Origin of the sequence: Polaribacter butkevichii, from assembly GCF_038024105.1 — a bacterium.
Taxonomy (GTDB): domain Bacteria; phylum Bacteroidota; class Bacteroidia; order Flavobacteriales; family Flavobacteriaceae; genus Polaribacter; species Polaribacter butkevichii.
On sequence record NZ_CP150661.1, the window covers coordinates 3,430,934 to 3,457,646 of the forward strand.

General features: G+C 30.1%; 23 protein-coding genes. 9 read left to right on the forward strand and 14 right to left on the reverse strand.

Annotated features, from left to right (window positions below; all coding sequences use genetic code 11):
• The first annotated feature begins 65 nt into the window (after window positions 1–65).
• The 7 genes from WG951_RS14445 (at window position 66) to WG951_RS14475 (ending at window position 5,939) form a co-directional block, all read left to right on the forward strand.
• Window positions 66–1,475 (forward strand): FAD-dependent oxidoreductase, encoded by a 1,410-nt coding sequence (locus WG951_RS14445; protein WP_105047652.1) that lies wholly within the window; start codon window positions 66–68, stop codon window positions 1,473–1,475.
• Between the two features lie 291 nt (window positions 1,476–1,766).
• Window positions 1,767–2,087: a GIY-YIG nuclease family protein gene (locus WG951_RS14450; protein WP_105047653.1), complete on the forward strand. Its 321-nt coding sequence runs from the start codon at window positions 1,767–1,769 to the stop codon at window positions 2,085–2,087.
• Window positions 2,088–2,119: 32 nt separating this feature from the next.
• Window positions 2,120–2,644: a DUF1697 domain-containing protein gene (locus tag WG951_RS14455; protein WP_105047654.1), complete on the forward strand. Its 525-nt coding sequence runs from the start codon at window positions 2,120–2,122 to the stop codon at window positions 2,642–2,644.
• A 6-nt stretch (window positions 2,645–2,650) separates the two neighbouring features.
• Complete coding sequence (locus WG951_RS14460; protein ID WP_105047655.1) at window positions 2,651–3,787, forward strand: FAD-dependent monooxygenase; 1,137 nt, start codon at window positions 2,651–2,653, stop codon at window positions 3,785–3,787.
• A gap of 3 nt (window positions 3,788–3,790) precedes the next feature.
• Window positions 3,791–4,012: a DUF6500 family protein gene (locus tag WG951_RS14465; RefSeq protein ID WP_105047656.1), complete on the forward strand. Its 222-nt coding sequence runs from the start codon at window positions 3,791–3,793 to the stop codon at window positions 4,010–4,012.
• A 197-nt stretch (window positions 4,013–4,209) separates the two neighbouring features.
• The gene (locus WG951_RS14470; protein ID WP_105047657.1) at window positions 4,210–4,740 is read left to right on the forward strand and encodes a 3-hydroxyanthranilate 3,4-dioxygenase; all 531 of its coding nucleotides are present in this window, start codon (window positions 4,210–4,212) and stop codon (window positions 4,738–4,740) included.
• 113 nt (window positions 4,741–4,853) lie between these two features.
• Window positions 4,854–5,939 carry an amidohydrolase family protein gene (locus tag WG951_RS14475; protein ID WP_105047658.1) on the forward strand — a complete coding sequence of 362 codons (1,086 nt, stop codon included), beginning with the start codon at window positions 4,854–4,856 and terminating at the stop codon, window positions 5,937–5,939.
• 88 nt (window positions 5,940–6,027) lie between these two features.
• Here the strand turns inward: WG951_RS14475 and WG951_RS14480 are convergent, their stop codons facing one another.
• From WG951_RS14480 to dnaK, 11 genes are all read right to left on the reverse strand, one after another.
• The gene (locus WG951_RS14480; protein WP_105047659.1) at window positions 6,028–6,651 is read right to left on the reverse strand and encodes a hypothetical protein; all 624 of its coding nucleotides are present in this window, start codon (window positions 6,649–6,651) and stop codon (window positions 6,028–6,030) included.
• Between the two features lie 38 nt (window positions 6,652–6,689).
• On the reverse strand, window positions 6,690–7,112 hold the full coding sequence (locus WG951_RS14485) for a DUF2141 domain-containing protein (protein ID WP_105047660.1): 423 nt from the start codon (window positions 7,110–7,112) through the stop codon (window positions 6,690–6,692).
• A 299-nt stretch (window positions 7,113–7,411) separates the two neighbouring features.
• Window positions 7,412–9,568 carry a TonB-dependent receptor gene (locus tag WG951_RS14490; RefSeq protein ID WP_105047661.1) on the reverse strand — a complete coding sequence of 719 codons (2,157 nt, stop codon included), beginning with the start codon at window positions 9,566–9,568 and terminating at the stop codon, window positions 7,412–7,414.
• A 96-nt stretch (window positions 9,569–9,664) separates the two neighbouring features.
• Entirely contained in the window at window positions 9,665–10,582 is a 918-nt protein-coding gene (locus WG951_RS14495; RefSeq protein ID WP_105047662.1) for an AraC family transcriptional regulator, read from the reverse strand.
• A 351-nt stretch (window positions 10,583–10,933) separates the two neighbouring features.
• Window positions 10,934–11,242 carry a hypothetical protein gene (locus tag WG951_RS14500; protein WP_105047664.1) on the reverse strand — a complete coding sequence of 103 codons (309 nt, stop codon included), beginning with the start codon at window positions 11,240–11,242 and terminating at the stop codon, window positions 10,934–10,936.
• Between the two features lie 3 nt (window positions 11,243–11,245).
• Window positions 11,246–12,541, reverse strand: a complete 1,296-nt coding sequence (locus tag WG951_RS14505) for an NAD(P)/FAD-dependent oxidoreductase (RefSeq protein WP_105047665.1) — start codon at window positions 12,539–12,541, stop codon at window positions 11,246–11,248.
• A gap of 67 nt (window positions 12,542–12,608) precedes the next feature.
• Window positions 12,609–13,133: a hypothetical protein gene (locus tag WG951_RS14510; RefSeq protein ID WP_105047666.1), complete on the reverse strand. Its 525-nt coding sequence runs from the start codon at window positions 13,131–13,133 to the stop codon at window positions 12,609–12,611.
• Between the two features lie 136 nt (window positions 13,134–13,269).
• Window positions 13,270–17,127 (reverse strand): InlB B-repeat-containing protein, encoded by a 3,858-nt coding sequence (locus tag WG951_RS14515; RefSeq protein ID WP_105047667.1) that lies wholly within the window; start codon window positions 17,125–17,127, stop codon window positions 13,270–13,272.
• A 99-nt stretch (window positions 17,128–17,226) separates the two neighbouring features.
• Window positions 17,227–17,967, reverse strand: coding sequence for a LytR/AlgR family response regulator transcription factor (locus WG951_RS14520; protein ID WP_105047668.1), 741 nt, complete (start codon window positions 17,965–17,967; stop codon window positions 17,227–17,229).
• Between the two features lie 158 nt (window positions 17,968–18,125).
• Window positions 18,126–19,370, reverse strand: a complete 1,245-nt coding sequence (locus WG951_RS14525) for a sensor histidine kinase (RefSeq protein ID WP_105047669.1) — start codon at window positions 19,368–19,370, stop codon at window positions 18,126–18,128.
• 347 nt (window positions 19,371–19,717) lie between these two features.
• Complete coding sequence (gene dnaK, locus WG951_RS14530; protein WP_105047670.1) at window positions 19,718–21,619, reverse strand: molecular chaperone DnaK; 1,902 nt, start codon at window positions 21,617–21,619, stop codon at window positions 19,718–19,720.
• Window positions 21,620–21,869: 250 nt separating this feature from the next.
• Here dnaK and WG951_RS14535 point away from each other — a divergent pair, with 250 nt between their 5' ends.
• The gene (locus tag WG951_RS14535; RefSeq protein WP_105047671.1) at window positions 21,870–22,208 is read left to right on the forward strand and encodes a DUF2853 family protein; all 339 of its coding nucleotides are present in this window, start codon (window positions 21,870–21,872) and stop codon (window positions 22,206–22,208) included.
• 86 nt (window positions 22,209–22,294) lie between these two features.
• Window positions 22,295–23,719, forward strand: coding sequence for an L-serine ammonia-lyase (locus tag WG951_RS14540; RefSeq protein WP_105047672.1), 1,425 nt, complete (start codon window positions 22,295–22,297; stop codon window positions 23,717–23,719).
• 165 nt (window positions 23,720–23,884) lie between these two features.
• On the opposite strand, the gene yaaA is transcribed toward WG951_RS14540, so the two are convergent.
• From yaaA to WG951_RS14555, 3 genes are all read right to left on the reverse strand, one after another.
• On the reverse strand, window positions 23,885–24,643 hold the full coding sequence (yaaA, locus tag WG951_RS14545; RefSeq protein WP_105047673.1) for a peroxide stress protein YaaA: 759 nt from the start codon (window positions 24,641–24,643) through the stop codon (window positions 23,885–23,887).
• A gap of 191 nt (window positions 24,644–24,834) precedes the next feature.
• A complete protein-coding gene (locus WG951_RS14550; RefSeq protein WP_146105238.1) occupies window positions 24,835–25,647 on the reverse strand; it encodes an HAD family hydrolase in 813 nt (270 codons plus the stop codon).
• Window positions 25,648–25,669: 22 nt separating this feature from the next.
• Window positions 25,670–26,698, reverse strand: coding sequence for a LacI family DNA-binding transcriptional regulator (locus tag WG951_RS14555; protein ID WP_105047674.1), 1,029 nt, complete (start codon window positions 26,696–26,698; stop codon window positions 25,670–25,672).
• Between the last annotated feature and the right edge of the window lie 15 nt (window positions 26,699–26,713).

Consider the following 26,713-nt stretch of genomic DNA (forward strand, 5'->3'; position numbering starts at 1 on the left):
CTTCTCGAGCGCAGTCGAGAGATTATTATTAGTTCTCGACTGCGCTCGAACTGACAATTGAAAAAATGAACAGAAAAGATAAAATAGTAATCATCGGAGCAGGTTTATGTGGTTCTTTACTAGCATTAAGACTTGCCCAAAGAGGATTTAAAGTTGAGGTTTATGAAAGTAGACCAGATTTAAGAACCGTAGATATTTCTGCAGGCAGATCTATCAATTTAGCTTTGTCAGATAGAGGTTTTAAAGCGTTGCGTTTGTGTGGAGTAGAAGAGCAAGCAAGAGAAATTTGCATACCCATGTACGGACGTTTAATGCATGACAGAGCAGGAAATACGTTTGCGTCTAATTATTCGGGAAGAGAAAATGAATACATCAATTCTATTTCTCGTGGCGATTTAAATGCACTGTTATTAACAGAAGCAGAAAAGCATACAAACGTTACTATTCATTTTAATAAAAAATGTAAAAATGTCGATTTAGAAAACAACATAGCACATTTTAAAGATTATAAAACCAAAGAAGAATTTAAGGTAAATGCAACTGTTATTTTCGGAGCAGATGGCGCAGGTTCTTCACTTAGAAAAAGCTATTATTTAGAACGTAAATTCTTATTTAGTTATTCTCAAAACTACTTAAATCACGGGTATAAAGAGTTAGAAATTCCTGCGGATAAAAGCGGAAATCATCAAATAAGTAACCAGCATTTACATATTTGGCCTCGTGGCGATTTTATGTTAATTGCCTTACCAAATTTAGACGGTAGTTTTACCGTTACACTCTTTTTAAGTTATAATGAAGGCGAGTTTAATTTCGCAAACTTAACATCCGAAGAAAAAATAACGGCCTTTTTCGAAAAAGAATTTCCAGATGCTTTGGCAATCATTCCAAATATAAAAGAGGAATTTTTAAATAACCCAACTGGTGCTTTAGGAACCATAAAATGTTCGCCTTGGAGTTATCAAAACAAAACGGTGTTAATGGGCGATGCAGCACACGCAATTGTGCCTTTTTACGGACAAGGAATGAACGCTTCTTTTGAAGATGTTACCGTGTTTGATGCTGTTTTAAATGAAAATTTAGAAGATTGGGAAGCTGTTTTTAAAGCCTATCAAAAAGCAAGAAAACAAGACACAGATGCTATTGCAGATCTAGCAATCGATAATTTTCATGAAATGAGAGATCATGTGGCAAATCCTATTTTTAAAGAAAAAAGAAAGATAGAAATGGATTTAGAAAAGACGTTTCCAACCAAATATTTTTCTAAATATTCTTTGGTTACCTTCAATGAAAATATAGGTTATGACAACGCCATGAAAAAGGGGAGAGCACAAGACAAAGCCTTGTTAAATTTAATTGCGGGCAATGAAGTACACACGCATTTAAACATGACAAAAAACGAGTTGAAAGTCATTTTACAGAAAGTAATTATAGAAACAAATGCCATTTTAGAGGAAGATAAAATTGCAGGGTTGTAATTTTTTTTGAAGCTATTTCCTGCTTTACGCACTCGCTTTTTTGTGAAAAACAAAAAGAGCTCAAACAAATGCTTCAATCAGGGCTAAACATTTTAATAAAAGTAAGTGCTTAACGTAAAATAATAGCAAGTTTAGAAAAGAGAAGGTTATTAAATCAGTTAAAAATGTCTCCTCGAGCATTGCTGAAATCAAAATATATTTTTGATTGAAAGTAGCGAACTTAGTTCTCTAGAGGATGAAAAGTATTAAATCAATTAAAAATGTCTCCTCGAGCGCAGTCGAGAGGTAATTATGAAAGCCTATTTTGTATACATATTAAAATGCTCGGATAATTTACTTTATGTAGGTGTCACAAATAATATTGAGCGACGTTTTAAAGAACATCAAAAAGGATTGAACAAAGGTTGCTTTACATTTAAAAGAAGACCTTTAGAATTAATTTTTTATCAAGTTTTTAATGATGTTGAACAAGCTATTTATTTTGAAAAGAAAATAAAAAAATGGAGTTCAAAGAAAAAGTTAGCTTTAGCAAATGATAATTTTGATATGTTACAAATTCTGTCTGAATGCAGAAATGCTACACATCATAAATATAAACCAGATAATAAATAGTTCTCGACTGCGCTCGAACTGACAAGAAAATAATGAAAAAATATATAGTTTTATTAAGAGGAATTAATGTGTCGGGAAAAAATAAACTCCCAATGGCAGAACTACGTGATTTATTAAACGATTTAGGTTTTAAAAACGTACAAACCTACATTCAGAGTGGAAACATTATTTTAGAATCAGATGAAGGTAAATCTGTAATTTGTAATAAAATTAATGAAGGAATTCAAACCAAATTTGGTTATGATGTTCCTGTAATTGCAAGAACAATTCCTCAATTTAAAAAAGCAATTGCTAGTTATCCTTTTCCAACAGACAATACCAAAATAGTTGCATTTGTTTTCTTAAACAAAAAAGTATATGAATCAAAAATTAATGTAAAAGATATAGATAAAGATCAATATTTAATAGATAATGATATGGTATACATTTATTGCGAAACAGGTTTTGCAAAAACAAAACTTACTAATAATTTATTTGAAAGAAAGTTGATTGTGAGTGCAACAACTAGAAATTACAATACCACGTTAAAGTTGTTAGAGTTGGCAGAAAGCAATTAATTTGATATGAAATATACAATTATTGGTGCAGGAATTGGAGGATTGACAACAGCATTAGCTTTTGAAAAAGCAGGAATTGAATATAAAATTTTTGAAAAAGCACCCTCATTAAATGAGGTAGGAGCAGGAATTTGGTTAGCACCAAATGCCTTACAAGTATTAGATAGTTTAGGTGTGTTAGAAGAAGTAATAGCTAACGGTAATGCTATAGACAGAATAACGATTGGTAAGCAAGATTTATCGCCAATTTCTGATAGCTTACAAGGTTTTATAAAAGATAAATTTGGTTTTACAACCATTGCAATTCACAGAGCGGCACTTCAAAAAATATTGTTTAGTAAGATTCCGAAAGAGAAAGTGTTTTTAAATAAAGGTTTTCAGTCTTTTAAAGAATTAGAAACAGGGATTGTAGAAGTTTTTTTTAATGATAATTCTAAAATTAAAACCAACTTTTTAATTGCTGCAGATGGAATAAATTCTAAAGTTAGAAACCAGCTTTTTCCAGAAAGTACTAAGCGATATTCTGGGCAAACTTGTTGGCGTGGAATAACAGATTTAACTTTAAAAGAAAATTTTTTACACAGAGGTTTCGAGCTTTGGGGAGACAAAATTAGATTCGGTATTTCTAAAGTATCAAAAGACAAAGTGTACTGGTTTGCAGTTGCTTTATCTGAAGAAAATGGTAAGGATGATGTTGATTTGGTAAAAGAAAAACTCTTAAAAATGTTTGCAGATTTTAATCCATTAATAACAGATTTAATCGAAGCAACAAATGTTAATCAGATTATTAGAAATGATATTCACGATTTAAAACCGCTTAAAAAGTGGCACAAAAATAATATTTGTTTAATTGGTGATGCTGGTCATGCTACAACACCAAATATGGGACAAGGAGGCGCACAGGCAATAGAAGATGCTTTTTATTTAAGCAAATTAATTGCAACCTATAAAGATGAAAACGTGTTTGAATTGTTTCAACAAAAAAGACAAAAAAAAGTCAGTTTAGTTGTAAACCAATCTTGGACAACAGGAAAAATGGCACATTTGAAATATGGTCAAACTTTTAGAAACTTCATCTTAAAAAGTGTTCCTAAAAAAATAATAGATAAGAAAATGATTGCATTGTATCAAATAGAAAAATAACAAATGAATACAGAGATAAAAGAGAAAATTATTTCAGTTTGTGATGAGAAAATTGCTAAAAAAGGAACCAATGTTGGTTTGTCTTTCTATGCATTTTTTAAGAATAAAAATGACAATCCGAAATTGTTAATGGAAGTGGCAAAATGGTGGATAGAAACTCACAAATTAGATCACTTTGAAAAAGCAGTTAAGATTAAACAAATGATTTTAGAAGAAATTAATTAATTTAAGAATAAAATTGTGCGTTAGGGATTGCAACGGCATCCTTTTTGCTTTTTTGCAAAAAGATATAGTGAAAAGCCCGACCTTTAGGGAACGCCCAAAAAAATAATAAAGAAAGTAAAGAGGTAAGATGGTTCTAATTAAAATTTTGACTTTTAATTCTAAGACCTTAATTGCCCATTAATCTAAAAATTTTTGATATGAATTTAGTACAACCTTTAAATTTAAAAAATTGGATAGAAGAACATCGTCATTTATTAAAACCACCTGTTGGTAACAAGCAAATTTGGGATAATGGAGACTATATTGTGATGGTTGTTGGTGGGCCAAATAACAGAAAAGATTATCATTATAATGAAACTCCAGAGCTTTTTTATCAAGTAGAAGGTGATATTATTTTAAAAATTATTGATGCTAAGGGAGCACCAATTGATGTAGAAATTAAAGAAGGAGATATTTATTTGTTGCCAGCAAAAGTGCCACATTCGCCACAAAGAAAAGCAAATACGGTTGGTTTGGTGATAGAATATCCTCGTTCTGAAGGCATGTTAGATGCATTAGAATGGTATTGCGAAAACTGTGGAAACCAGTTGTATAGAGAAGAGTTTGCGTTGGGGAATATAGAAACAGATATGCCCGTGATTTTTGATAGGTATTATTCTGATAAACAAAAATGTACTTGTGATAATTGCGGTACAGTGATGGATGCTCCTAAAAAAATTGGCAATTAATTATTTGCAGAAAGTAGTAAAAAACAAATAGTTCGTTATTACTAATAACGAACAAATGAAGTAATCTGTTATTTAAGAAAGAGGTTGCTTTGTAAAATTGCAATGACAAAAGCATGGAAAAAAGAAAACTTCGCATAAACGGACATTCACATTTATTACCTTATCCAGAAGAAATTCCGGATTTTATGAAGGAAAAAGAGATTTTTTGGGTAGATGATGAGCGCAAACACATGTTGCAAAAAGGGTGGAAAAGGCCTGTAACCCATTCTAGTTTTTTCTTAGATGAAAAATTGCTTTGGATGGAAAAAAACAAGCTAGATCATGCAGTTGTGCTGAATCTTTCTCAGTTATATGGAAATGGTTTGCGTTTAGAAGAAATGAAAAAAGCGTTGCGTTTTCAGAATGATTTTAATGCAAAAGTACAAAGAGAACATCCAAGTAAATTTACCTGTGGTTTTGTGGTGCATCCTGGTTTTATTTATGGTGCTTTAGATGAAATAAAACGTTGTGTAGAGGAATTAGGTTTAAAAGTGTTGTGTTTGCCAACGCATTTTATGGATTCTATTGGGCAATGGCGTTGTGTTTTTGATGAAGAAAATGATCGAATTTTTGAATTGGCAGATCATTACAAGTTGGCCATTGAAATTCATCCGTATGATGGCGATAAAATGATAAAATTAGAGAATACCAATTGGCGTTTTCATTTAATTTGGATGTTGGCACAGTGTGGTGATGCGTATCATTTTTATACGTTAAACGGCATGCAAGAGCGTTTTAAAAACATTAGAACTTGTTTTGCACACGGAGGTCAATTGGCACAAATGAATTTAGGGAGAAGGATTCAGGGGTTTGATGGAAGACCCGATTTATTTGAGGGCAAAACACATCCTAGAAGAGCCGTCGGTCATAAAAACATCTTTTTTGATACGCTCGTTCACGATACAGATTCTTTAAAATTAATGTTTAAAAGACAAGGTGTAAGTCAGGTTTTAATGGGCTTAGACGATCCGTATCCGTTAGGAGAAATGGAAAGTGATAAACAATCTTCTTATCCTGGAAAAATTTTAGATTTAGCCATTGATCAAAAAATTATTACAGAGTTAGAAAAAGGACAAATTTGGGAAGATAATGTGTTGCAATGGTTGTTTGGTGATGATGAGGTTGCTAAACAAGAGTTGATTATTAAAATACTTTCTTAAAATTTTTCAGTATAGAGTCTCAGTATTCAGTTGCAGTTTCCAATAAGATGATTGCTGGGAACTGCTACTGAAAACTGGAAACTGAAAACTATTTTTCACATTGTTTTAAAACTTCCTCAGCTCTTTTTATCATAAATTTCGGATAAAACTCGATATCAATTTTTTCTTCTTTACTAAGTGCAATAGCACGTTTAATTTCTGCACAATAAGGTTTTGTAGACTTTCCGAAGAATTTAGCAGCACCCATGTTCCATTCTGCTTGTGCTAATACTACCCTTGGGTTTTTGGGAGCAATTTGTAATGCTTTAGCATAAAGTTGATTGTTTTCTCCGGATAATGTCATTCCGTATTTTTGTCCGTCAAAGGCAATATATCCTAGATTTAAAAATGCTTGTGCAACTAAAATTTCTGGGTTATTTTCTGAATTTGATTTTGCAGTATCTAAAAATCCTTGTGCTTTTGTTAGTTTTGCTTTTAAGATAGCTTCGTCTTTTAAACCAAAACTTTCAATAATTTCTATTGTTGCTACGTAGTAAGAAGGCAACCATTTTGTAGGTGCTGCTTTTGAGATTCTTTCAAAGAGTTGAGATGCTTCTGTTAGTTTCCCTTTTTCCCATAAATCAAATGCTTTTTGCATTCCTTTTTGATATTTTGTTTGCGCAGAAATCCCTGTCGCAATAAAAATTGCGATGATTAATAATAATTTTTTCATGATGTTGGTTTTTAAATTAAGTAAGTATAAAGAAGGGGTTAATTTACTTTAATAGAAATTGTTTTATTAGATTCTAAATTAAATTTAGAATCTTTATATTTTGGAGGTCCCATAAACCCTTTAGCATTGTTAGACATGCCTATTGGTTCTTTTGGAATTCCTATAAAGTTAGTATCCATTTTTTTGTTATCATTTATATCATGGAAAGAGGAAATAGCATACACTCCTTTTGGTAAATTTTTAAAAATAACTACTGTTTTTTTATTTTTTATTTCAGCCATTTCTCCCTTGTAAGCTTTTTTTAAAAAGTTTGCTTCTGTATTGTACAATGCTACAAAAAGGTTTCCTTTATCAGATTTCATTCCAGAAAATGCTACTGTTAAATTCGCTGTATTTTCTTGAGCGTTTAAAGTGTTTGTAAAACAGAAAATTAAGGTTGCTATTAAAAATAATTTTTTCATGGTTGTTGTTTTAAGATGTTTCAAATATCTGATGTTTTTACGTAAATTATACAAGAATAATACCGAATTGTTGTTTTTTGATTCTGAGTTGTGCTTTTAGTTTGTGCTAGTTGTCTTTAAATTGGTTTAGCCCTGATTGAAGAGGCATCCTTTTTATAATTCTAATAAATAAGCGTCATTGCGAGGAACGAAGCAATCTGTTATTTAATATGAGATTGCCACAGTTTACAAAAAAGTAAACTTCGCAATGACAATTATAAAAAGATATAACGGAAAGCAGGAAATAGCTTCAAAAAAGGCTACAAATTATCTAACTGATTTGTTTTTTTATTATCGCTAATTGTCCAGAAGAAACCTACAAAAAAGAATCTGTCTGCATTGGGTATAATGGCTTGTCTATTAAAATTTCCATTAGGTTCTGCCGTGTTTTTGTAGTTGTAGCCAAATACATTTTGAGTAGCTAAAACGTTGTTTACAGAAAAATATAGTATTTTTTGTTGATCTATTAAATACGCCCAATTGGCACTTAAAGAATTGTAGTTTTTTGTTTGATTATTTAAAAATCCTGCTTCATTTGGGTTGGTGTAATTTCTTCCAGAAGCAAAGTTGTAACTAAAACCAATTTGACTTTTCCAGTCTGCTACCCAATGTTTAGCAACTAGAGATACGTTGTGTTTAGATGCAAAATTAGGTCTTGCAGCGGTTGGGTAATTTTTGTAATTTCTTTTGGTATCTAAGTAAGAATACGAAACCCAATAATCGGTGTTTTTAATTTTACCATTTTGTCTCCAAAAAACATCAAATCCTTTTGCGTAAGCAGTTCCGTTGTTATTAAAATTAGTTGTAATTATTGGTAGATTGTCATCATATTTAACCAAACTATTATAGTCTTTATAATATCCTTCAACTCTAAAAATTTGACCTTGTTTTGTAGCTTGATAATTGGCAATAAAGTGAGATGTGTTTTCTGCTTTAAAATCTTGACTAAATTTTAAATATTCGTTTTTAGGGTTCTGATAAAACTGTCCGTAAGCCAAAGAAAACTGAGAATTTTTATTTATTTTGTAAGCTAAAGAAACTCTCGGAGAAATGGTAAACTCGTTTAACAATTCTGAATGTTCTGCACGAATTCCGATTTTAGTGGCTAAATTTTTAGAGAAGAAAATATCAGTTTCTGCAAAGGAAGCAAAAATGTTATTGTTAAAACCATATTTTAGTTTGTTGCTATTATAAGCGGTGTAATCTTCATCAAAATCGGTCATAAAATATTCTGAACCAAAACTAATTTTAAATCGATTAGAAATTTGTTTTTTTAACTTTACTTTAAAGTGCATTGAGTTTTCATTGTCGGTCACTAAATCATCAATGATTTTAATGTTAGCATGGTCGTTTGTAAAACTAAAACCAGTTTCTAGTCTCCAATTATCACCAAACTTATTTTTGTAAGACGTATTAAAATAAAGGTTTCTGTTTTTTAACCCGAAGCGTAAACCATCTTCGTAATTAATATCATCTTGTATAACATCAAAATCTGTGTAACTAAAAGCGCCATATAATTTTAGTAAAGATTCATTTTTAAATTGATGTCTGTACACCATTTCTCCGCTTAAAGACTGTACAGGTTTTTGCCAAGTATTTCTATCAGGAAAAGCTTCTTGGTAAGGAGCTAAATTAATGTAAGACGTATTTATACTAAAAGAATTGTTGCCCCAAATTTGGGTGTTTCCTAGGCCCAAACCTAAAGTCATAAAAGATAAATCTGTTTTTTCTTCAAGAGGTTTATCAATAGTGTTTAACTGTAAAACGCTGGATAATGCTTGTCCGTATTCGGCAGAATAACCACCTGTAGAAAAAGAAATTCCTTTAAATAAAAAAGGAGAAAAACGACCACGACTTGGAATATTTCTAGCGGATGGAGTATAAGGCGTAAAAACTCGAATTCCGTCTACAAAAATCTGTGTTTCTTCCGCTTCACCACCACGTACAAAAAGGCGTCCATCTTCATCTACTGTGGCAGTTCCTGGTAATGTTTGTAAAGCGCCCATAACATCGCCCAAAGCACTTGCCGTTGTAACAATGTCTAAAGGTTTTAAAACAGTTACTTTTGTCTTTTCTCCTGCTTCAAAAGTTCCTGCATTTATCACTACGGCGTCTAAAGAATTTACATCGTCTTTTAATTTTATTTTTAAATTTTTAAGTGATGAAACTTCAGCTGTTTTAAAATACGTTTCAAAAGAAACAAAAGAAATTACTAACGTTAAAGTTCCTGTTTCTGATGTAGTAAAAGAAAATTCACCTTGGTCGTTGGTCGATGTTCCATCGTACGTGCCATCTAAATAAACATTTGCTGCCTCAATAGGATTGTTTTTAGTATCTGTAACTTTACCAGAAATAGTGGTTTGTGCAATTAAAGAGAATTGACAAATTGTAAATAGAATAAAAAATATACGTGTCATCAGTTTTGGTTTTTTGATGATACAAATATGTGGCGTTATCAGCCTTTAAAATAAAAACAAATACCGAGTTGTAATTTTTGAATGATGAATTGTAATTTACAAAACAGGAATACACAAATCAACAATAAATTTGTTCTCTGGATGTTCTGCAGCGTTGTTATAATAGATTTCAAAAGGGTCAATTTCTGATTTTTTGTAACCATTTTCTACCATAAAAGCAAACGAAGATTCCCAAGCTTGTTGAAATTGAAAAGGAGTAATTTCTAATCGAGAAACAATACATTTTGTAGAACTTAGAACTCTTAAATTTATTTCTCCATCAATTTCAATAGGATCATTTAGAACAATACAAGCACTCATTCTTAAATTATTTGGGTCTGTAATTTTGGGGCTATCATGATAAATGGTTACCATTCTAGTTTGCGCGTTAATTAAACCTTTTGGTGCAGCCCATTTAACTAATTTATTATAGACACTACCAATTGCTTCTATTTTTCCTTTATGAGAAATGGTTGCTAAATCTAGTCTCGGAATTTTTTTAATCTCTGTTTTTGCATTCATTTTGAACCAGTTTAAAGCATTATTGATGTTACAAAGATATTGCTCAAAAGAAACAGTTACTTTGCCTATCTTGCTTTCTGTTTTGCTAATCTTGCTAAAATGATTGGGGCTTGCCTCTTTAAATTGATTAGGAGACATTCCGTAATATTTTTTAAAGGTTTTAGAAAAAGAAGATAAATTGCTAAAACCTATTTTTTCTGATATTTCTGTTATGCTTTTTTCTTTCTGATGTAATAAATAAGAAGCTGCTTTTTCAATTTTTTTTCTGTTGATGAAATTATGAACCGTTTCACCAACAACAATTTTAAATAAACGATGAAAATGATAAGGAGAAAAATGCGCTTTTTCTGCAACAATTTCTAAGGATAATTTATCTGACAAATGATTTTCTATGTAGGTAATTGCAGTGTTTAAACGAACAATATTTTCTTTTGCAATTTTAGTAGAAATCATTTTTTAGTTTTTTGTAAGTAATAGAATAAAAATCCGCTTGCAAAATATAAAATAACATCTACAAAGTCTTTGGTATATCTTGCTAAATATTTAGGAAAAAAATACTCGAATAATAAACTATATAAAAAACATAAGTATAAAATAATAGATAGATTTAATGTGTAATGAACGTTGTTTTTAGACCATTTTAAAAACTGTAAACAGATAAAAAGAATGATTGGAATGATTAAAAAGTCATTTAAATAAAAACGAATAACTCTTGGTAAAGGCACCGAAAAATATTGAAGAACATAGATGCTAGTACCTGTGAATAAAGAAAATATAAAATAGTAAAAGAGTGTTTTATTCATATTAACCAGCAGCAACCATTGCAATAAACCAAGCCAAACCAGTACCTATAATACTAACTACCATAATTGCAGAGTATAAAAGCCAACCAACAATTTTGTATAACCAAAAATGATGATTTTTTAACCTCTCAGCTAAATTGGGGTTTTCTTTTTCAAAAATAGCTTTATCTACTTGTTGTTGTTTTACAGCTTTAGCTTTTATGGCTACTTTTTTTTGATGCGAAATTAAGGTGTTGCAATTGGTGCAATATTCTTTATTGGTATTAAAAACACCACAATTCGGACATTTTATAATCCTTTTATTAGCCATATATTAATCTTTAAAAGAAAACTTATTTTTCTTTTTATAGGGTCTAATAATTAAACGAGTTTCTCTATCAAAACGAATGTAATTATACACCCAATTTAGAAAAACAATGGCTTTGTTTCTAAAACCAATTAAAGAAAAAAGATGTACAAACATCCAAACATACCAAGCAAAAATTCCTTGAAACTTCCATTTAGGCAAATCTACAACTGCTTTATTACGCCCAATAGTTGCCATAGAACCTTTATCATCATAAACAAATGCCTTTTGTTCTTTGTTAAAAAACTTTGCTAAAATATTTTTTGCAACTAATTTTCCTTGTTGAATAGCAGGTTGCGCCATCATTGGATGTCCATAAGGATTTTTTTCTGAAGTCATACAAGCAACATCACCAATAGCATATACATTAGGGTGATTTAAAACTTGATTAAACTCATTTACTTTTATTCTTGCAGCTCTTTCTATAACACATTCTGTGTTTAAACCATCAATCATTTGCCCTTTAACTCCTGCTGCCCAAATTACGGTTTCTGCATTAAAATGATCCTCGCCATTTGTAGTAACCGTTTTTCCGTCATAATCTAAAACACGCAGGTTTTTCCATACATGAACGCCTAATTTTATTAAAAAGTCTTCTGCTTTTTCAGAAGCTTTTGCGCTCATCCCTTTTAACAAACATTCAGAACTTTGAATTAAGTTTATCTGCATTTGTCTAATATCTAAATCCGGATAATCTTTTGGTAGAATTCCTTTTTTCATTTCTGCTAAGGCACCAGCTAATTCTACACCTGTTGGTCCGCCACCTACAATTACAAAATTCATTAAGGCATTTCTTTCTTCTATGTTAGAAGTTAATAAAGCCTCTTCAAAATTTTCTAAAATTAAACTTCTAATGTTTAAAGATTGCGGAATGGATTTCATTTCCATCGTATGTTTTTTGATATTGGTATTACCAAAAAAGTTGGTTGTAGAACCTGTAGCTATAATTAATTCGTCATACTCTAAGTTTCCAATGGAAGTTTCAATGGTGTTGTTTTCTGTGTTTATTTTTTCTACTTCTGTTAATCTAAAATAGAAATTATCAACATCATTAAAACGTTTTCTTAGTGGAAAAGCAATAGAATCTGGCTCTAAACCACCTGTTGCAACTTGGTATAATAAAGGTTGAAATGTATGATAGTTGTGTTTGTCAATTAAAACAACTTGCAATTCTTGTTCTTCTAATCCTTTTGCAGCTGCTAAACCCGCAAAACCGCCACCAATAATTACAACTCTTGGAAAACTAGTTTGTGGTATGTTCATGTAAATTATTGACTTTTGAAATGTTAGAATTTTAAAGTGCAAATTTACTGAAATAAAAAAGAAAATATTATTTATGCGCTAACTTAATCTCTTGTAAAGTTTTAGTTGAATTGATGTATTCTGTAATGATATGAAATTGAAGGTCATTTAGATCACCCTCAAAATAATTTGCCCATTTATCATTTTTAAATAATTGAGTTATTTGCTTAATTCTTTTCTGAGCTTCAGAAAAAGTAAATAGATAATTTGTTGCTTCTTCTTTTTTTGGTTGAATTTTTGCCGTTTTATCTTCAAAATTAACTTCAATAAAAAAATATTTTTCAGTAGATGTAAGCGGGTAGAAGTCTACCCATTTTGCAAAACCAATTGCTATATTCTGATTTTTATAATCTTCATTAGCTATTAACTTCCATCTACAATTGGCAACGCGTCCCCAATGATTCGATTTTCTATACACACCTTCATCAGTATAAAAATACATGCTTTCAGACTTACTTTTATAATTAGTTTCTTCAGGGAAATCAAAGTCATCAACTTGTTTGAATTCGCAGAAAGTATGTTTAAAAAAGTTGGTTTTGTTGTAGGTTTTCAAAGTGCTTATTTATAATTGATGCAAATTTAGCAAAGCATTCTTAATAATCAACTAGAGATTGGTGTGTTGTGGTAAAACTAAAAAAAACGCAATCAAATGAATGATTGCGTTTAAAGTTACTTAGAAAATTAGGAGTTTATTTTTTTATAATCTTTTTCATTGCAATTTTCCCACTTTTAGTTTCTATTTTTAGAATGTATATTCCAGGTGAAATACTATGAATATCAATTTTATTTTTCTGAAATATTTTAATTTCTTTTCCTGTTAGGTCTAAAATTTTTCCAATTTTTATTTTTTCATCCAATTGAATGGTAACAAGATTACTTATAGGATTTGGAAAGACTGAAACATGAATTTGATTGACATCTTTAATGCTTGCTGTTGCATTACAGTTTGTACTATAACTAGCGGTAACATCTTTGTTCCATACTGGTGAAGCTGGAGTAAAACCAGCATCTATTTGAATACAAGTTAAATCTGGGTTTCCATCTGTACCCATATAAGTAAAATTTGAATTATTACCATTGGCTACATTTAAATTGATTAATTTACTATTTCTAATAAATAAATAAGTTAAAGCAGGGTTTTGAGATACATCTAAACTAGTAATTAATGTTTTATAAAGTCGAAGAGTTGTTAATGATGAATTATTAGAAACATCAATAGCAGTAAGATCATTTTCATTACAAACCAATTCTTTTAAATTTGTATTTGTAGAAAGGTCTAAACTTGTTATTTTATTTATTTGAGCATCTAATTTTGTTAGTTTTGTTAAACCAGTAGTATTTAAAGATGCTATTTGATTTATTCGGCAATTTACTTCAGTTAAATTAGGGTTGTTAGATAAATCTAGCGCAGTTAATTTATTATTAAAACAAACTAACTTGGTTAACGTTGTAGTTTGTGGTAATATTAATGTTGTTAAACTTGCGGCTTGTTGCGAGCAATCTATTTCTACTAAAGCGGTGTTATTAGATAAATCTATAGAAGTTAATTTGTTTCTGTCTACTGTAAATTTGGTCATTTTTGTAAATGCCTCTATTCCTGTTAAATCTGTAATATTCTTATAAGTTATAGTTAAAGCTCCACTAAAAGCATTTGCTTCTGTACATTGTATTTGACCATCATTATTTAAATCAATATTTGTAGCATTATTTAATAATGCATTTTTAAAATTATTATCAGGTGTATTTAAAATACAGATTGTACTAAAGTTAGCTGTTATATTTTTAACGGCATCCATAGTTACATTAATAGAATTTGTGTAACCACTTGCATCTCCAGACCAACCATCAAATTGATATCCAGCATTTGGTGTTGCTGTTAAGGTAACCACAGTGTTATGAATATAAGCGCCATTTATTGGAAATGGGTTACTTGTTACTACTCCGTTTGTAGATGTAACAGTTAATGTATGTTTTAGTTGACTAAAATTTGCTGTAACTATTTTATCTTCATCCAAAGTAATATTAATTGGGTTTGTAGTTCCTGTAGCATTTCCAGACCAACCATCAAATTGATATCCAGCATTTGGTGTTGCTGTTAAGGCTACAACATCTCCATTATTATAAGCTCCGTTTGCCGGGTTTGGCTTTGGATTACTAGTTACCGATCCATTTACAGCATTTATTTTTAATATTTTTGACGTAGAAACAGGAGAACCATATTCATAAGCACCTATATCTATAGTTGTGTTAAATATTCTATCGTTTCTTAAAATGTCTGTATTTCCGAAAAAATAATTGTTATTTCCTGCATTTATTGCAGGTGATGTTGCTTGTAATGAAAAATCTGTTGCACTTACAAATAACGGATCTGCTGTAGTTGTTGCAACTTTACTACTGATACTATCATCATTAAAATTGTAGGAATCAATAGAATTATTAACAACTAACGAATTTAAAGGGTTTTTGTATAAATCTGTAATAGATCTTGTTTTTGCACCACCAACTGTAGTATTATCCCAAAAAATGCAGTTATTAACAGTTGCATTAAATGTACTATTAATTCCTGGTTGTTTACTTATACCCACTGTAGCTCTACTAAAATTGTTTAATGATTGATCTGTACCTAAATCTAAATTGTTTACATAGGTGTTATTTGTTAATTTTAGTGAAACGTTAGATGTATTGTCAATAACTCTAATCCAAGAAGCGCTTCCTCCTAGTCCTTTTACTGTTGCACTTAAATCTCCTGCTAAATTACCATTAAACAAAGAGTTTGCTACCGTGATATCAACATTTGTATTGGCTCTTACAAAACTATAAATACCACTTGCCCAACGAGACATATTGTTAATAAATTGAGAGTTTTCAATAATTAAAGTACCTCTATCTCCTGATGTGTTATTTAATTCGAATTCTGCTATTAAACCTGCATTATCATTTCTAGAAACATTGTTTTTAATGATGCAGTTTTTTATACTTAATTTAGCTACTGTTTTTTCTTTAACTATTGCACCTCCTCTTTCTGTAGCACTTAAATTATTATGAGCATCACTAATAATTAAACCATCTAATAATAAATTATTTCCTGTTGCAGTAACATTAATAATATGATGGCTATTATCTGCATTTCTAGAAGTATTTGCATAATTATTAGCATAATCAGTAACGTTAACATCATTTGCTTGTAAATCACCAGATAAAATAGTTTTGTTTGCTATAAAATCTCTTTGATTACGTGTTGTTTCTGTACCTATAAAACCACCATAAATTCTTAAATCTTTTTTATTTATTGTATAGTAAACAGTTCTATTAGAGGTATGAGGTTTGTAAATACCAGCTGCCATCCAAATTTCTTCACCTGCAAGTGTATTTGTAATTGCATTGTCTAAATTTGTATAAGCATTTGCCCAGTTACTACCATCGTTATTACCTGTAGCATCAGATTTTACAAAAGTAGGTAGTCCTAAATTTTTAAATACAACTGGATTAGACCATGTAGAAAAGCTACCTGTTCCACAATTTTTTCTAATATATACATTATAAGTTTCTGCTACTGTATTAGAAATAGAAATAGTAGATCCGCCAGAAACACCTGTAGTAATAGTTGCATTTGAAAAAGGTTCTGAGGCTTTATGGTATGCAATATCTACAGTTTGTGTGCCAGAAATTTTTACATCCATATTTGTATTTGTAATGTTAGTCGCAGATAAGTATGAGTTACTTATTTCTTTACAGAAATTATTGTAGTCTCCAATACTATTAATTTCTGCGTCTGTAAGTAATTTTTTATAGACAAGTACGTCATCAATAACATCTTCATATCTGCTATTACTTGGAGCTGCACCGTTTCTTAAATTTCCAACTACAAAAAGATTTCCATTTGCATGCCCGTTGGTTACTTTAAGTTGTCTGTTTTGAAAAGTTCTTGGACGATTATTTTTTGTGTCGTTGCTATCTATAGCACCGTCTACATAAATTTTTATAACATTATTTACACCTTTACTAGTACCAAGATTATCTGATCTATTATAAATTGAAACAACTATATGATGCCAATCACCATCGCTAATTACTGCATTAGAAAGAATACTATGCTTTACTACTGATGTTGCACCATTATAATACGTAAATTGATAACCAGCTTCTACTCTAATTTTACCTTCTTCTAGTCTTATAGAGAGTCCGCCCCAACCAACAGCAGTAACACTTGCTCTTGCACTTTTCTCTAAAATAATTTTTGAGTCGTTAGAGTTTGTTGTTGTTTTTACCCAAAAACTAAGGCTAGTATCTGTTGTAGTATTCGGAAAAGAGAAGTTACTGCTAAAGTTGCTTCCGTTAAGCTGTAATGCACTTGTTGGAGCATTTCCAAAACGATCATTAACTTCTGTAAAAGAAGTGCCTGTATACGTTAAATTATTTCCGTTTACCCCGTCTGTAACTAAATTTCCATTATCAAACCCATATTGAACCATAATATCGGAGGTAGGAAACTGAGCATTCATAAAACCACTAATTAATAGCGATAGCATAAGTATTTTTTTCTTCATAACATTTTTTTAGATTAATGTAAAGTAAAAAAAAGCTATTTGCTTGTAAAGAATATTAAATAGGTTCCGAGTGATTTGTTTTAGTTTCCGAATGTGTTTTTAAGTGAAGAAAATAGCTTCAAATTCTTCTTTGTAACTTTTACTTACTGGGATTTTGATATCATTTTTAAGTTGAATACATTTTTCTTTTTTAGAATACATTTTAATGGCATTACTGTTTATAATCCAAGATCTATGTATTCTTAAAAACTCATTTTCTTCACAAAGTAAATTTTCATAATAACTTAGTTTTTTTGCGGCAACATATTTTTTACCTTTTTCGGTATAAAGTATAGCATACATTCTATCTGCTTCAATGCAAAAAATGTTTTTAAGGTCTAAAATTACATAATCACTTTTATAAGGAATTGCAATTTTTTTTACTTTTTGTCTATTATTTTTTAATAAGTTGAATCGATTATTAACTCCACCAGTAGCTATTAAATTAGATGCTTTTTCTACTGCATTTTGCAACCTTTCTATGTCTATTGGTTTTAACAAGTAGTCTAGGGCCGCAACTTGAAAAGCTTTTATAGCATATTGATCATAGGCAGTGACAAAAATTATTTGAAAGTCAATTTCATCAAAAGCTTCCAATAGATGGAATCCATTTTTTTGAGGCATTTCTATATCTAAAAAAACAAGTTGAGGTTGATGTTCTTTTATAAGAAGAACTCCCTCGTCAACATTTTTTGCTTCAGAAATAATAGATATATTTTTACAAAATTCTGTTATTAAATAGCGTAAATTTTCTCGAGCATTAACTTCATCATCAATTATAATAGCGTTTAATGTGTTCATATTCTTTTGTAAATGGAATTTTTTAATAAGGTTAGTTTACCTATAATTACTTTGATAAAAAGTTTAATGCCTATACCTCTTTTTTAGATTCTTTTAGGGATTGTTTTGGTGAACACTAATATTTTTAATACTACTAAATAATAGTCTAACGGTTTTTACTATTCTTTACTGTAAGGTATTTTTAAAATAACTTTTGTGCCTTCTGTAATATTTTCATACTCAAAACCAATATCTGAATTGTAATATGTTTTTAGTAATGCTAATCTTTCTTTTATTGCCTTGGTAGAGAAAGAAACTTCTTTGTTGTGGTTTTTTTTATTTATTTCTTCAGAAACTTTTATACCAACACCATTGTCTGTAATTATACATTTAAAAACGGTATTTAGAGAAAATTCAATTTTCACTTTTTTGATACCTTCTGTTTTGTGTAATAGCCCATGTTTTAAAGCGTTTTCTATGAATGGTTGAATAATCATTGATGGTATTTTTATATCTTCAATAGAATTTTCTCCTATAATTATATATTCGAAATCTTCTCTAAAACGTAGTTTTTCTAATTCTAAATATTTTTTTAAAAGAGATAATTCTTCATCGAATTCAATAAAACTTTTCTCACTCATGTTTAAATTTTCTCTAATTAATGAGGCAAATTTAGTTAAGTAATTATAGGCTTCATGTTTGTCGCCTTTTAAAACTAAGCTCTGTATAGAATTCATTGCATTAAACATAAAATGCGGATTCATTTGTGCTTTTAATGATTTTAGTTGCAGATGTGCCAACTCACTTTTTTTGCGTTCTTCTAACTCTAGATAAGCCAATTCTAATTCTTGTTTGCTTTTTAGTAACCTTTCTTCACTTTTTTTGTTTAAAACTTTAGAGTAATTGAGGATAACATAGGTACCTGTAAAAACGGCGAGAATTAATCCAGGATTCATCATTTTTTCTGGATACAGATTTGTATCTAATGTAAAAGGAACGTAATAAAGTAGCCAACAAATAAACATAATAGATATGGTAATCCATTTTTTATCAATAAAAACAAGAGCTATCAAAGGAAAAACAAAATAGAAATTTTCCATGAGACGAAGAGGTTCTATAAAGTTTGCAAAAATAAATGTTACAGAAATTAGTGCCAAAATGTAAATTACTCTTGCTAAGGTATAAAGTTGTTTTTTTTGTAAAAAGAATACTAATATTATAGCTAAGAAAGAAAAAAGATGAACTTTTAAACTGTTTAGAAAATTTTGACTAAAAAAAGGATCTAAACTGATAAATAATAAAATAGAAAATCCCCATGTTAAACAGAATGCATTTAATAAACGAATTTTTTTATGTTCTTTTTTGGCATCATTGTAAATACCAATATTTACTATTTTTGAGTAAGTTTTTTTAATTATATTCATCAATAAAAATTTCAATACTTTAAAAGTAATATAAACTTGTTAGAAATAAGTTTTAATGTTTGTTATTAATATTAAGACTTACTCTTAAAACTTTCCAAAAGGTAATTAAAACTTTCCGAAATAATTTATTGTGGTAATTTTATGTCATAAAAAAACGCAATCAAATGAATGATTGCGTTTTAGTTATTTATAGAAAAGATGTTTTTTCTTTTTAGTATAAATCTCAAATCAAGTTTAGAAAACTTTTATGAGATCCCAATGAATAATCACGGATTTCTTTATGAAGATCCCTCTTTCATCGGGATAAGCGATTCATACAATTTTGTTTTACAAAATTGGTTCTCTGCTTATTTTACTTCTTCAAAATCTACATCTTCAACATTGTCTCCCTGAGCATCTGCTTCTGGTTGCGCTTGTTGAGCACCAGCATCAGCTCCTGCAGCTCCTTGTTCAGCAGCATACATTTCTTCTGAGGCAACTTTCCAAGCTTCATTAATCTTTTCCATAGCAGCATCAATTTGTGCTAAATCTTTAGATTCATGAGCAGCTTTTAATTCTACTAAAGCAGCTTCAATTGGTCCTTTTTTATCCGCAGATAATTTGTCTCCAAATTCTTTTAATTGTTTTTCCGTTTGGAAAATCATAGAATCTGCTCCGTTTACTTTTTCTGCAGTTTCTTTAGCAACTTTATCAGCATCAGCATTTGCTTCTGCATCTTTTCTCATTTTTTCAATTTCTTCTTCAGATAAACCAGAAGAAGCTTCAATTCTAATTTCATGAGATTTGTTAGTTCCTTTGTCTAAAGCAGAAACTTTAATAATACCATTTGCATCAATATCAAAAGTTACTTCAATTTGAGGAATTCCTCTTTGTGCTGGTGGTAAACCATCTAAATGGAAACGACCAATAGTATTATTATCTGCCGCCATTGCTCTTTCACCTTGTAAAACGTGAATTTCTACAGATGGTTGATTGTCTACTGCTGTAGAGAATACTTGAGATTTTTTTGTAGGAATGGTTGTGTTTGCATCAATTAATTTTGTGAAAACATTACCCATTGTTTCAATACCTAAAGATAAAGGTGTAACGTCTAATAACAATACATCTTTAACATCTCCAGATAAAACTCCACCTTGAATTGCAGCTCCTAAAGCAACAACTTCATCAGGGTTTACTCCTTTACTTGGCGCTTTTCCAAAGAATTTCTCAACAGCTTCTTGTACAGCAGGTATTCTTGTAGAACCACCAACTAATACAATTTCATCGATATCAGAAATAGTTAAATCAGCATTTTTTAAAGCAGTTTGACAAGGCTCAATAGTTCTTTTTATTAAATCGTCAATTAATTGCTCAAATTTAGATCTAGATAATGTTCTTACTAAGTGTTTTGGTCCGCTAGCAGTAGCAGTAACATAAGGTAAGTTAATTTCTGTAGATGCAGAAGAAGATAATTCAATCTTCGCTTTTTCTGCAGCTTCTTTTAAACGTTGTAAAGACATTGGGTCTTTACGTAAATCTAAATCTTCATCAGCTTTAAACTCTTCTGCTAACCAGTTAATGATTCTTTCATCAACATCATCACCACCTAAATGTGTATCTCCATCAGTAGCTAATACTTCAAAAACACCATCTCCTAATTCTAAGATAGAAACATCATGTGTTCCACCACCAAAATCAAAAACAACAATTTTTTTATCGTCGTTAGACTTATCTAAACCATAAGCTAATGCAGCAGCAGTAGGCTCGTTTATAATTCTTTTTACTTGTAAACCTGCAATTTCACCAGCTTCTTTAGTAGCTTGTCTTTGTGCATCGTTAAAATATGCTGGTACAGTAATAACTGCTTCAGAAACTTCAGTTCCTAAGTAATCTTCAGCGGTTTTTTTCATTTTTTGTAACACCATTGCAGAAATTTCTTGAGGCGTATATAAACGACCATCAATATCTACTCTAGGTGTATCATTATCTCCTTTTACTACTTTATAAGGAACTCTTGTTGCTTCTTGGGTAGATTCAGAAAATTTGTTACCCATAAAACGTTTAATAGAATAAACTGTTTTTGTAGGGTTTGTTACAGCTTGTCTTTTAGCTGGGTCACCAATTTTACGTTCTCCTCCTTCTACAAAGGCAACGATAGATGGGGTAGTTCTTTTTCCTTCTGCGTTAGGAATTACAACTGGCTCATTACCTTCCATTACAGAAACACAAGAGTTTGTTGTACCTAAATCAATTCCAATTATTTTACTCATAATAATCTATTTATATTAGTATTTTAAATTCAATTTTACATTTTACTACTAGTCAAATCGTGTGCCAACTCCTTTTTGACTAGGAAATGTCAGTTATTTTTTTTATTTTTTTTAAATTGATGTGACATTATGACATAAAATGTATCTAATATATTGAATAGGAAGAATATTAGAAATGATTTTTTATTTTCTTATATTTGGATAGTTCTATTCTAAATGAAATAAATCTAATATATTTAAAAAAAAAATCATGAGTAAATTTGACGAGAAAGTAGCACAGTATTCTAAGTTTATGGACGAGAAAGGTTTAAAATACGATTCAGACTTATTAAAAGCGGTAACAAAAGGATTGGGACCGTCTATTTATAAAAAAGATGCAGAAACAGTATCTGGTTCAGATGCTAAAGAATTGGCAACAGTTAAAAATAATTTTTTAATTAAAAAATTAGGTTTAGCAGACGGACCAAAATTAGATGAAGCAATAGATAAAGTGGTTACTGCAATAGGTAAATCTGAAAGAAATAAATATAGAGCTGTAGTATATTATATGCTTGCGGTTGAATTTGGTAAAGAATCTATATATAAATAAGATTTCTATTATATTTTTCATAAAAAATCCAGCTCATTGAGTTGGATTTTTTACATTTACAGCGATTCTTACTTTAAACCTTACGGATGTCGCAATTTATTAGTGTTTTTGATATGCTTAAAATAGGTGTTGGACCTTCAAGTTCTCATACACTAGGTCCTTGGCGAGCAGCCGAACAATGGATTTGTCAATTAAAAGAAAATAAAAAATTTCATTTAGTTGATGGTATTCAGGTAGATTTATATGGTTCTCTTTCTTTAACAGGAAAAGGACACGCAACCGATTTGGCTATTCAGTTAGGTTTAACTGGGGCAGATCCAGAATATGTGCCTATTGAAACTATTGGAGATATTATTAATGACATTAAAAATAATGAACTTATCTCTTTTAATGGCGAAAAAAATGTGCCGTTTTATAAAACATCTATAGTTTTTAATAGAGAGTTTTTGCCTTTTCATGCAAACGGAATTACTTTTCGTGGTTATTTTAAAGGAGACGAAATTTCTACTCAAACGTATTTTTCTATTGGAGGTGGTTTTATTGTACAAGAAAATGATCATTTAGTAGAAGAAATAGAAATCAATAAAAAGAATTTTCCTTTTCCTATTAATAGAGCTATTCAATTAGAGGAATATTGTGAAAAAGAAAATTTATTAATTTCGGACATTGTGTATTTAAATGAGTTAGAACTTAATTCTGCTGAATTTATTGATAAAGAAATTCATAGAATTTGGGATACTATGTTAGAATGCATGTATACAGGCTGTCATACCAAAGGGATTCTTCCTGGAGGTTTAAATGTAAAAAGACGTGCTTTTGATACACATCAAAAATTAATAAAAGATACTAGTTATACAAACCCGAAAGAGTGGATTACTGCTATTAGAAGTACAGAAGTAAAATTTAGAGAAATTTTAAAATGGGTAAGTTGTTTTGCCTTGTCTGTTAACGAAGTAAATGCAGCTTTGGGTAGAGTAGTGACTGCGCCTACAAACGGAAGTGCAGGTGTAATACCGGCTGTTTTAATGTATTATATGGTGATAGAAAATCACGATGCGGATTTTAATCAGGTTAAAAAATTCTTATTAACGGCTGGTGAAATTGGTAGTATTTTTAAGAAAAATGCCACAATATCTGCAGCAATGGGAGGATGTCAGGCAGAAATAGGAGTGTCTTCTGCAATGGCAGCAGCTGCTTTAACTGAGTTGTTAGGTGGTACAGCAGCCCAAGCTTTATCTGCAGCAGAAATAGCCATGGAACATCACTTAGGTTTAACTTGCGATCCTATTGGTGGTTTGGTACAAGTACCTTGTATTGAGCGTAATTCTATGGGAGCTATAAAAGCGATTCATGCCGCAGAAATGGCGTTAGAAACAAATCCAAAAGAAGCTTTGGTGCATTTAGATAGCGTAATTGATACCATGTGGGAAACCGCAAAAGACATGAATAAAAATTATAAAGAAACTTCTGAAGGTGGTTTAGCCGTTACGGTTAGAATTGTAGATTGTTAGTATTCAGTATTCAGTATTCAGTATTCAGTGGGCAGTGGCAGTTAGTTTGTAACTGAAGACAGCCAACTGCTATTAGAAATGGTTAACTTTTTTAAGGGGTAAAGATCAGGCAATAGCAATCAACAGTGAGAAACTGATAACTGCTACTGCTAACTGCCAACTTTTTTAACGTGTAAAAACCAAATCATTTCCAGAAGATAATTCTTCAGAAAAACGATATTTATCAACATTAAAGCCTTTTAAGTCTTCAATCGTTTTTACGTTATTGTCTATAATATAACGTACCATTAGGCCACGAGCTATTTTAGCATAGGTCATTACAATTTTATATTCTCCGTTTTTAAAATCTTTAAAAATAGGAGTAATCATTGGTACTTTTAAAACCTTTTTAGGAATCACTTTAAAGTATTCTGTACTAGCTAAATTAACTAGTAATTCGCCATCTTCTAATTCTTCGTTTAACGCATTTGCAACCGTGTTGTCCCAGAATTTGTATAGATTTTCTGTTTTACCAACTTTTAATTTGGTTCCCATTTCTAATCGATAAGGCTGAATTAAATCTAAAGGTTTTAAAATACCATAAAGGCCAGATAAAATTCTTAAGTTATTTTGCAATAATGGTAATTTTTCCTCAGCGATAGAATTTACATCAATACCCTTAAAAACAGCACCTGTAAATGCGTAAATTGCTTGTTTTGCGTTTTCGGTAGTAAACGGTGTTTGCCACGTTTGATTTCTATCATAATTTAAGGCAGACAAATCATCAGAAATTTTCATTAAATCAGATAAATTCTTCTTAGAAAGTGTTTTTAGTTTTTTATTTAGTTTTTCCGACTGGTCTAAAAATCGAGGTTGTGTATGTAAACTTGTAGGTACTTTACTTTCAAAATCTAAAGATTTTGCTGGAGATATAATGATTTTCATGTCTTGTTATTCAGAAATAATTAAAGTATAAATGTACAAATCATTTAGGCTGTTTAAAATATATTTTAAAAGTTATAAGTAATACTGCTATAAAAAATTATAATAGAATTTATGTAATTGACAATGCGTTTTAGAGATTTGTTAAAAAAGGTTGCATCTGTTTTTATAAAAAAGATATAGGTTAACAGCGGTTATTTAACCTTACTTTTTATTAAAAGAGAGATTATTTTTTCTACACCAAAATTATCGTTACTTTCTGTAGTATAATTGGCTATTTCTATAATGTCTTTATGTGCATTTTTCATAGCAAAGCTAAAGGTTGCTTCTTTTAGCATTTCAATATCATTATGATAATCTCCAAAAACAAGTGTTTGTTCTTTTGTTATGTTTAATAGCTTTTGTACTTCTCTTAAAGCAGTACCTTTATTTGCTTTTTTATCTGAAATATCTAACCAGTTTTTACCAGAGATTTTAACTAACATTTCGTTTTCAAAAGATTTTACTTTTGGGTAAATAAAGTCTTCGGAAGAGGTAAAATGATAAATAGCTATTTTTAAATATTCTTCAGAATCTGCAATGGCCATTAAATCGTCTACAATTTTATAACTGCTATAGTATTCTTGAAATAGAGTTATAAATTCGTTATTGTTAGACTCTATAAAGGCACAATTTTTTCCGCACAAAACAATATGAGCATCCTTAATAGTTCTTAAAACAGGAATTAGAGTTTTTATTTTCTCGGCAGCAAGTGAGTTTAAAACTAATACTTTGTCTCCTTTTTTTGCGATGCCTCCGTTTTCTGCAATTACAAAAATTTCATCTTTTATAGGGGCTAGTTTGTGTACAATACTATTGTATTGCCTTCCGCTTGCCGCACAAAAAATAATGTCTTGTTTTTTTAATTGTTCAAATAAATCAAAGAATAAGTTACTTACTTTTCCTTCAGAATTTAGTAGCGTTCCGTCCATGTCAGAAACAACTAATTTTACATTAGATAAATTCATTGTAATCTAAATGGTTAAAAAATTATAAGATTTTTTTAGTAGAATTTCTTTCCACCAAATCAGTTTTAACTACTATGGTTTCGTGTTTTTTCTTAACTTTAGATTTGTCTTCTAATCGGTTAATTAGCATTTCTGCAGCTGTTGCTCCCATAATTTCTCCATGCTGACTAACAGTTGTCATTCTAGGGCTAGAGTGTCTTGCTAAAATTCCGTTAGAAAAAGAAATTACAGAAAAGTTTTCAGGTATTCTATGTCCTTTTTTAATGGCTATTTTCATAGCTGCAATGGCAGAAGATTCATCTGTAGCAATAACGCTATCTATGGTGTTGTTTTTAAAAATTGGTTCTAAAATTTTTTCATAATTTTTATAGTTGTCATCTATGTTTATGATTAGATTTTTTTCTACTTTAATATTAAAATCTTCTAAACCTTTTAAGTATCCTAATTGTCTTCTTCGTCCAATTTCTAAATTATTCATGGTAGATATAAAGGCAATGTTTTCATGACCAGATTTTACTAAATAAGAAACGGTGCTTCTGGCACTATCAAAATTGTCGGTAACTACTTTGTCGCATTTTAATTTATCGGCAACTCTATCAAACATAACAATTGGCGTATCGTTATCTAAAACTTCTTGAAAATGTTTAAAATCTCCTTTAGAAATTGTTTCTTCTGCAAGCGATAAAATAAAACCATCTATACTTCCATTAGAAAGCATTTCAATAGTTTCTACTTCTTTTTTAAAAGACTCATTAGAAATGCACGAAATAATTTTATAACCTCTATCGTTTGCTACTTTTTCGATACCGTTAAAAACTTGGGCAAAGAAATAGTTTAACATGTTCGGTATGATAATTCCGATGGTTTTTGTTTGTCTGTTTTTTAAGCTAAGTGCATTAAAATTAGGTTTGTAATTTTTTTCTTTAGCGTATTTTTGAATTTTTTCTTTTGTACTTACACTGATTTCATAACTGTCATTAAGAGCTTTAGAAACAGTAGAAATAGAAACATTAAATTCTTTAGCAATGTCTTTTATGGTAAGTCTTTTCATATATAAGTCAAAAAA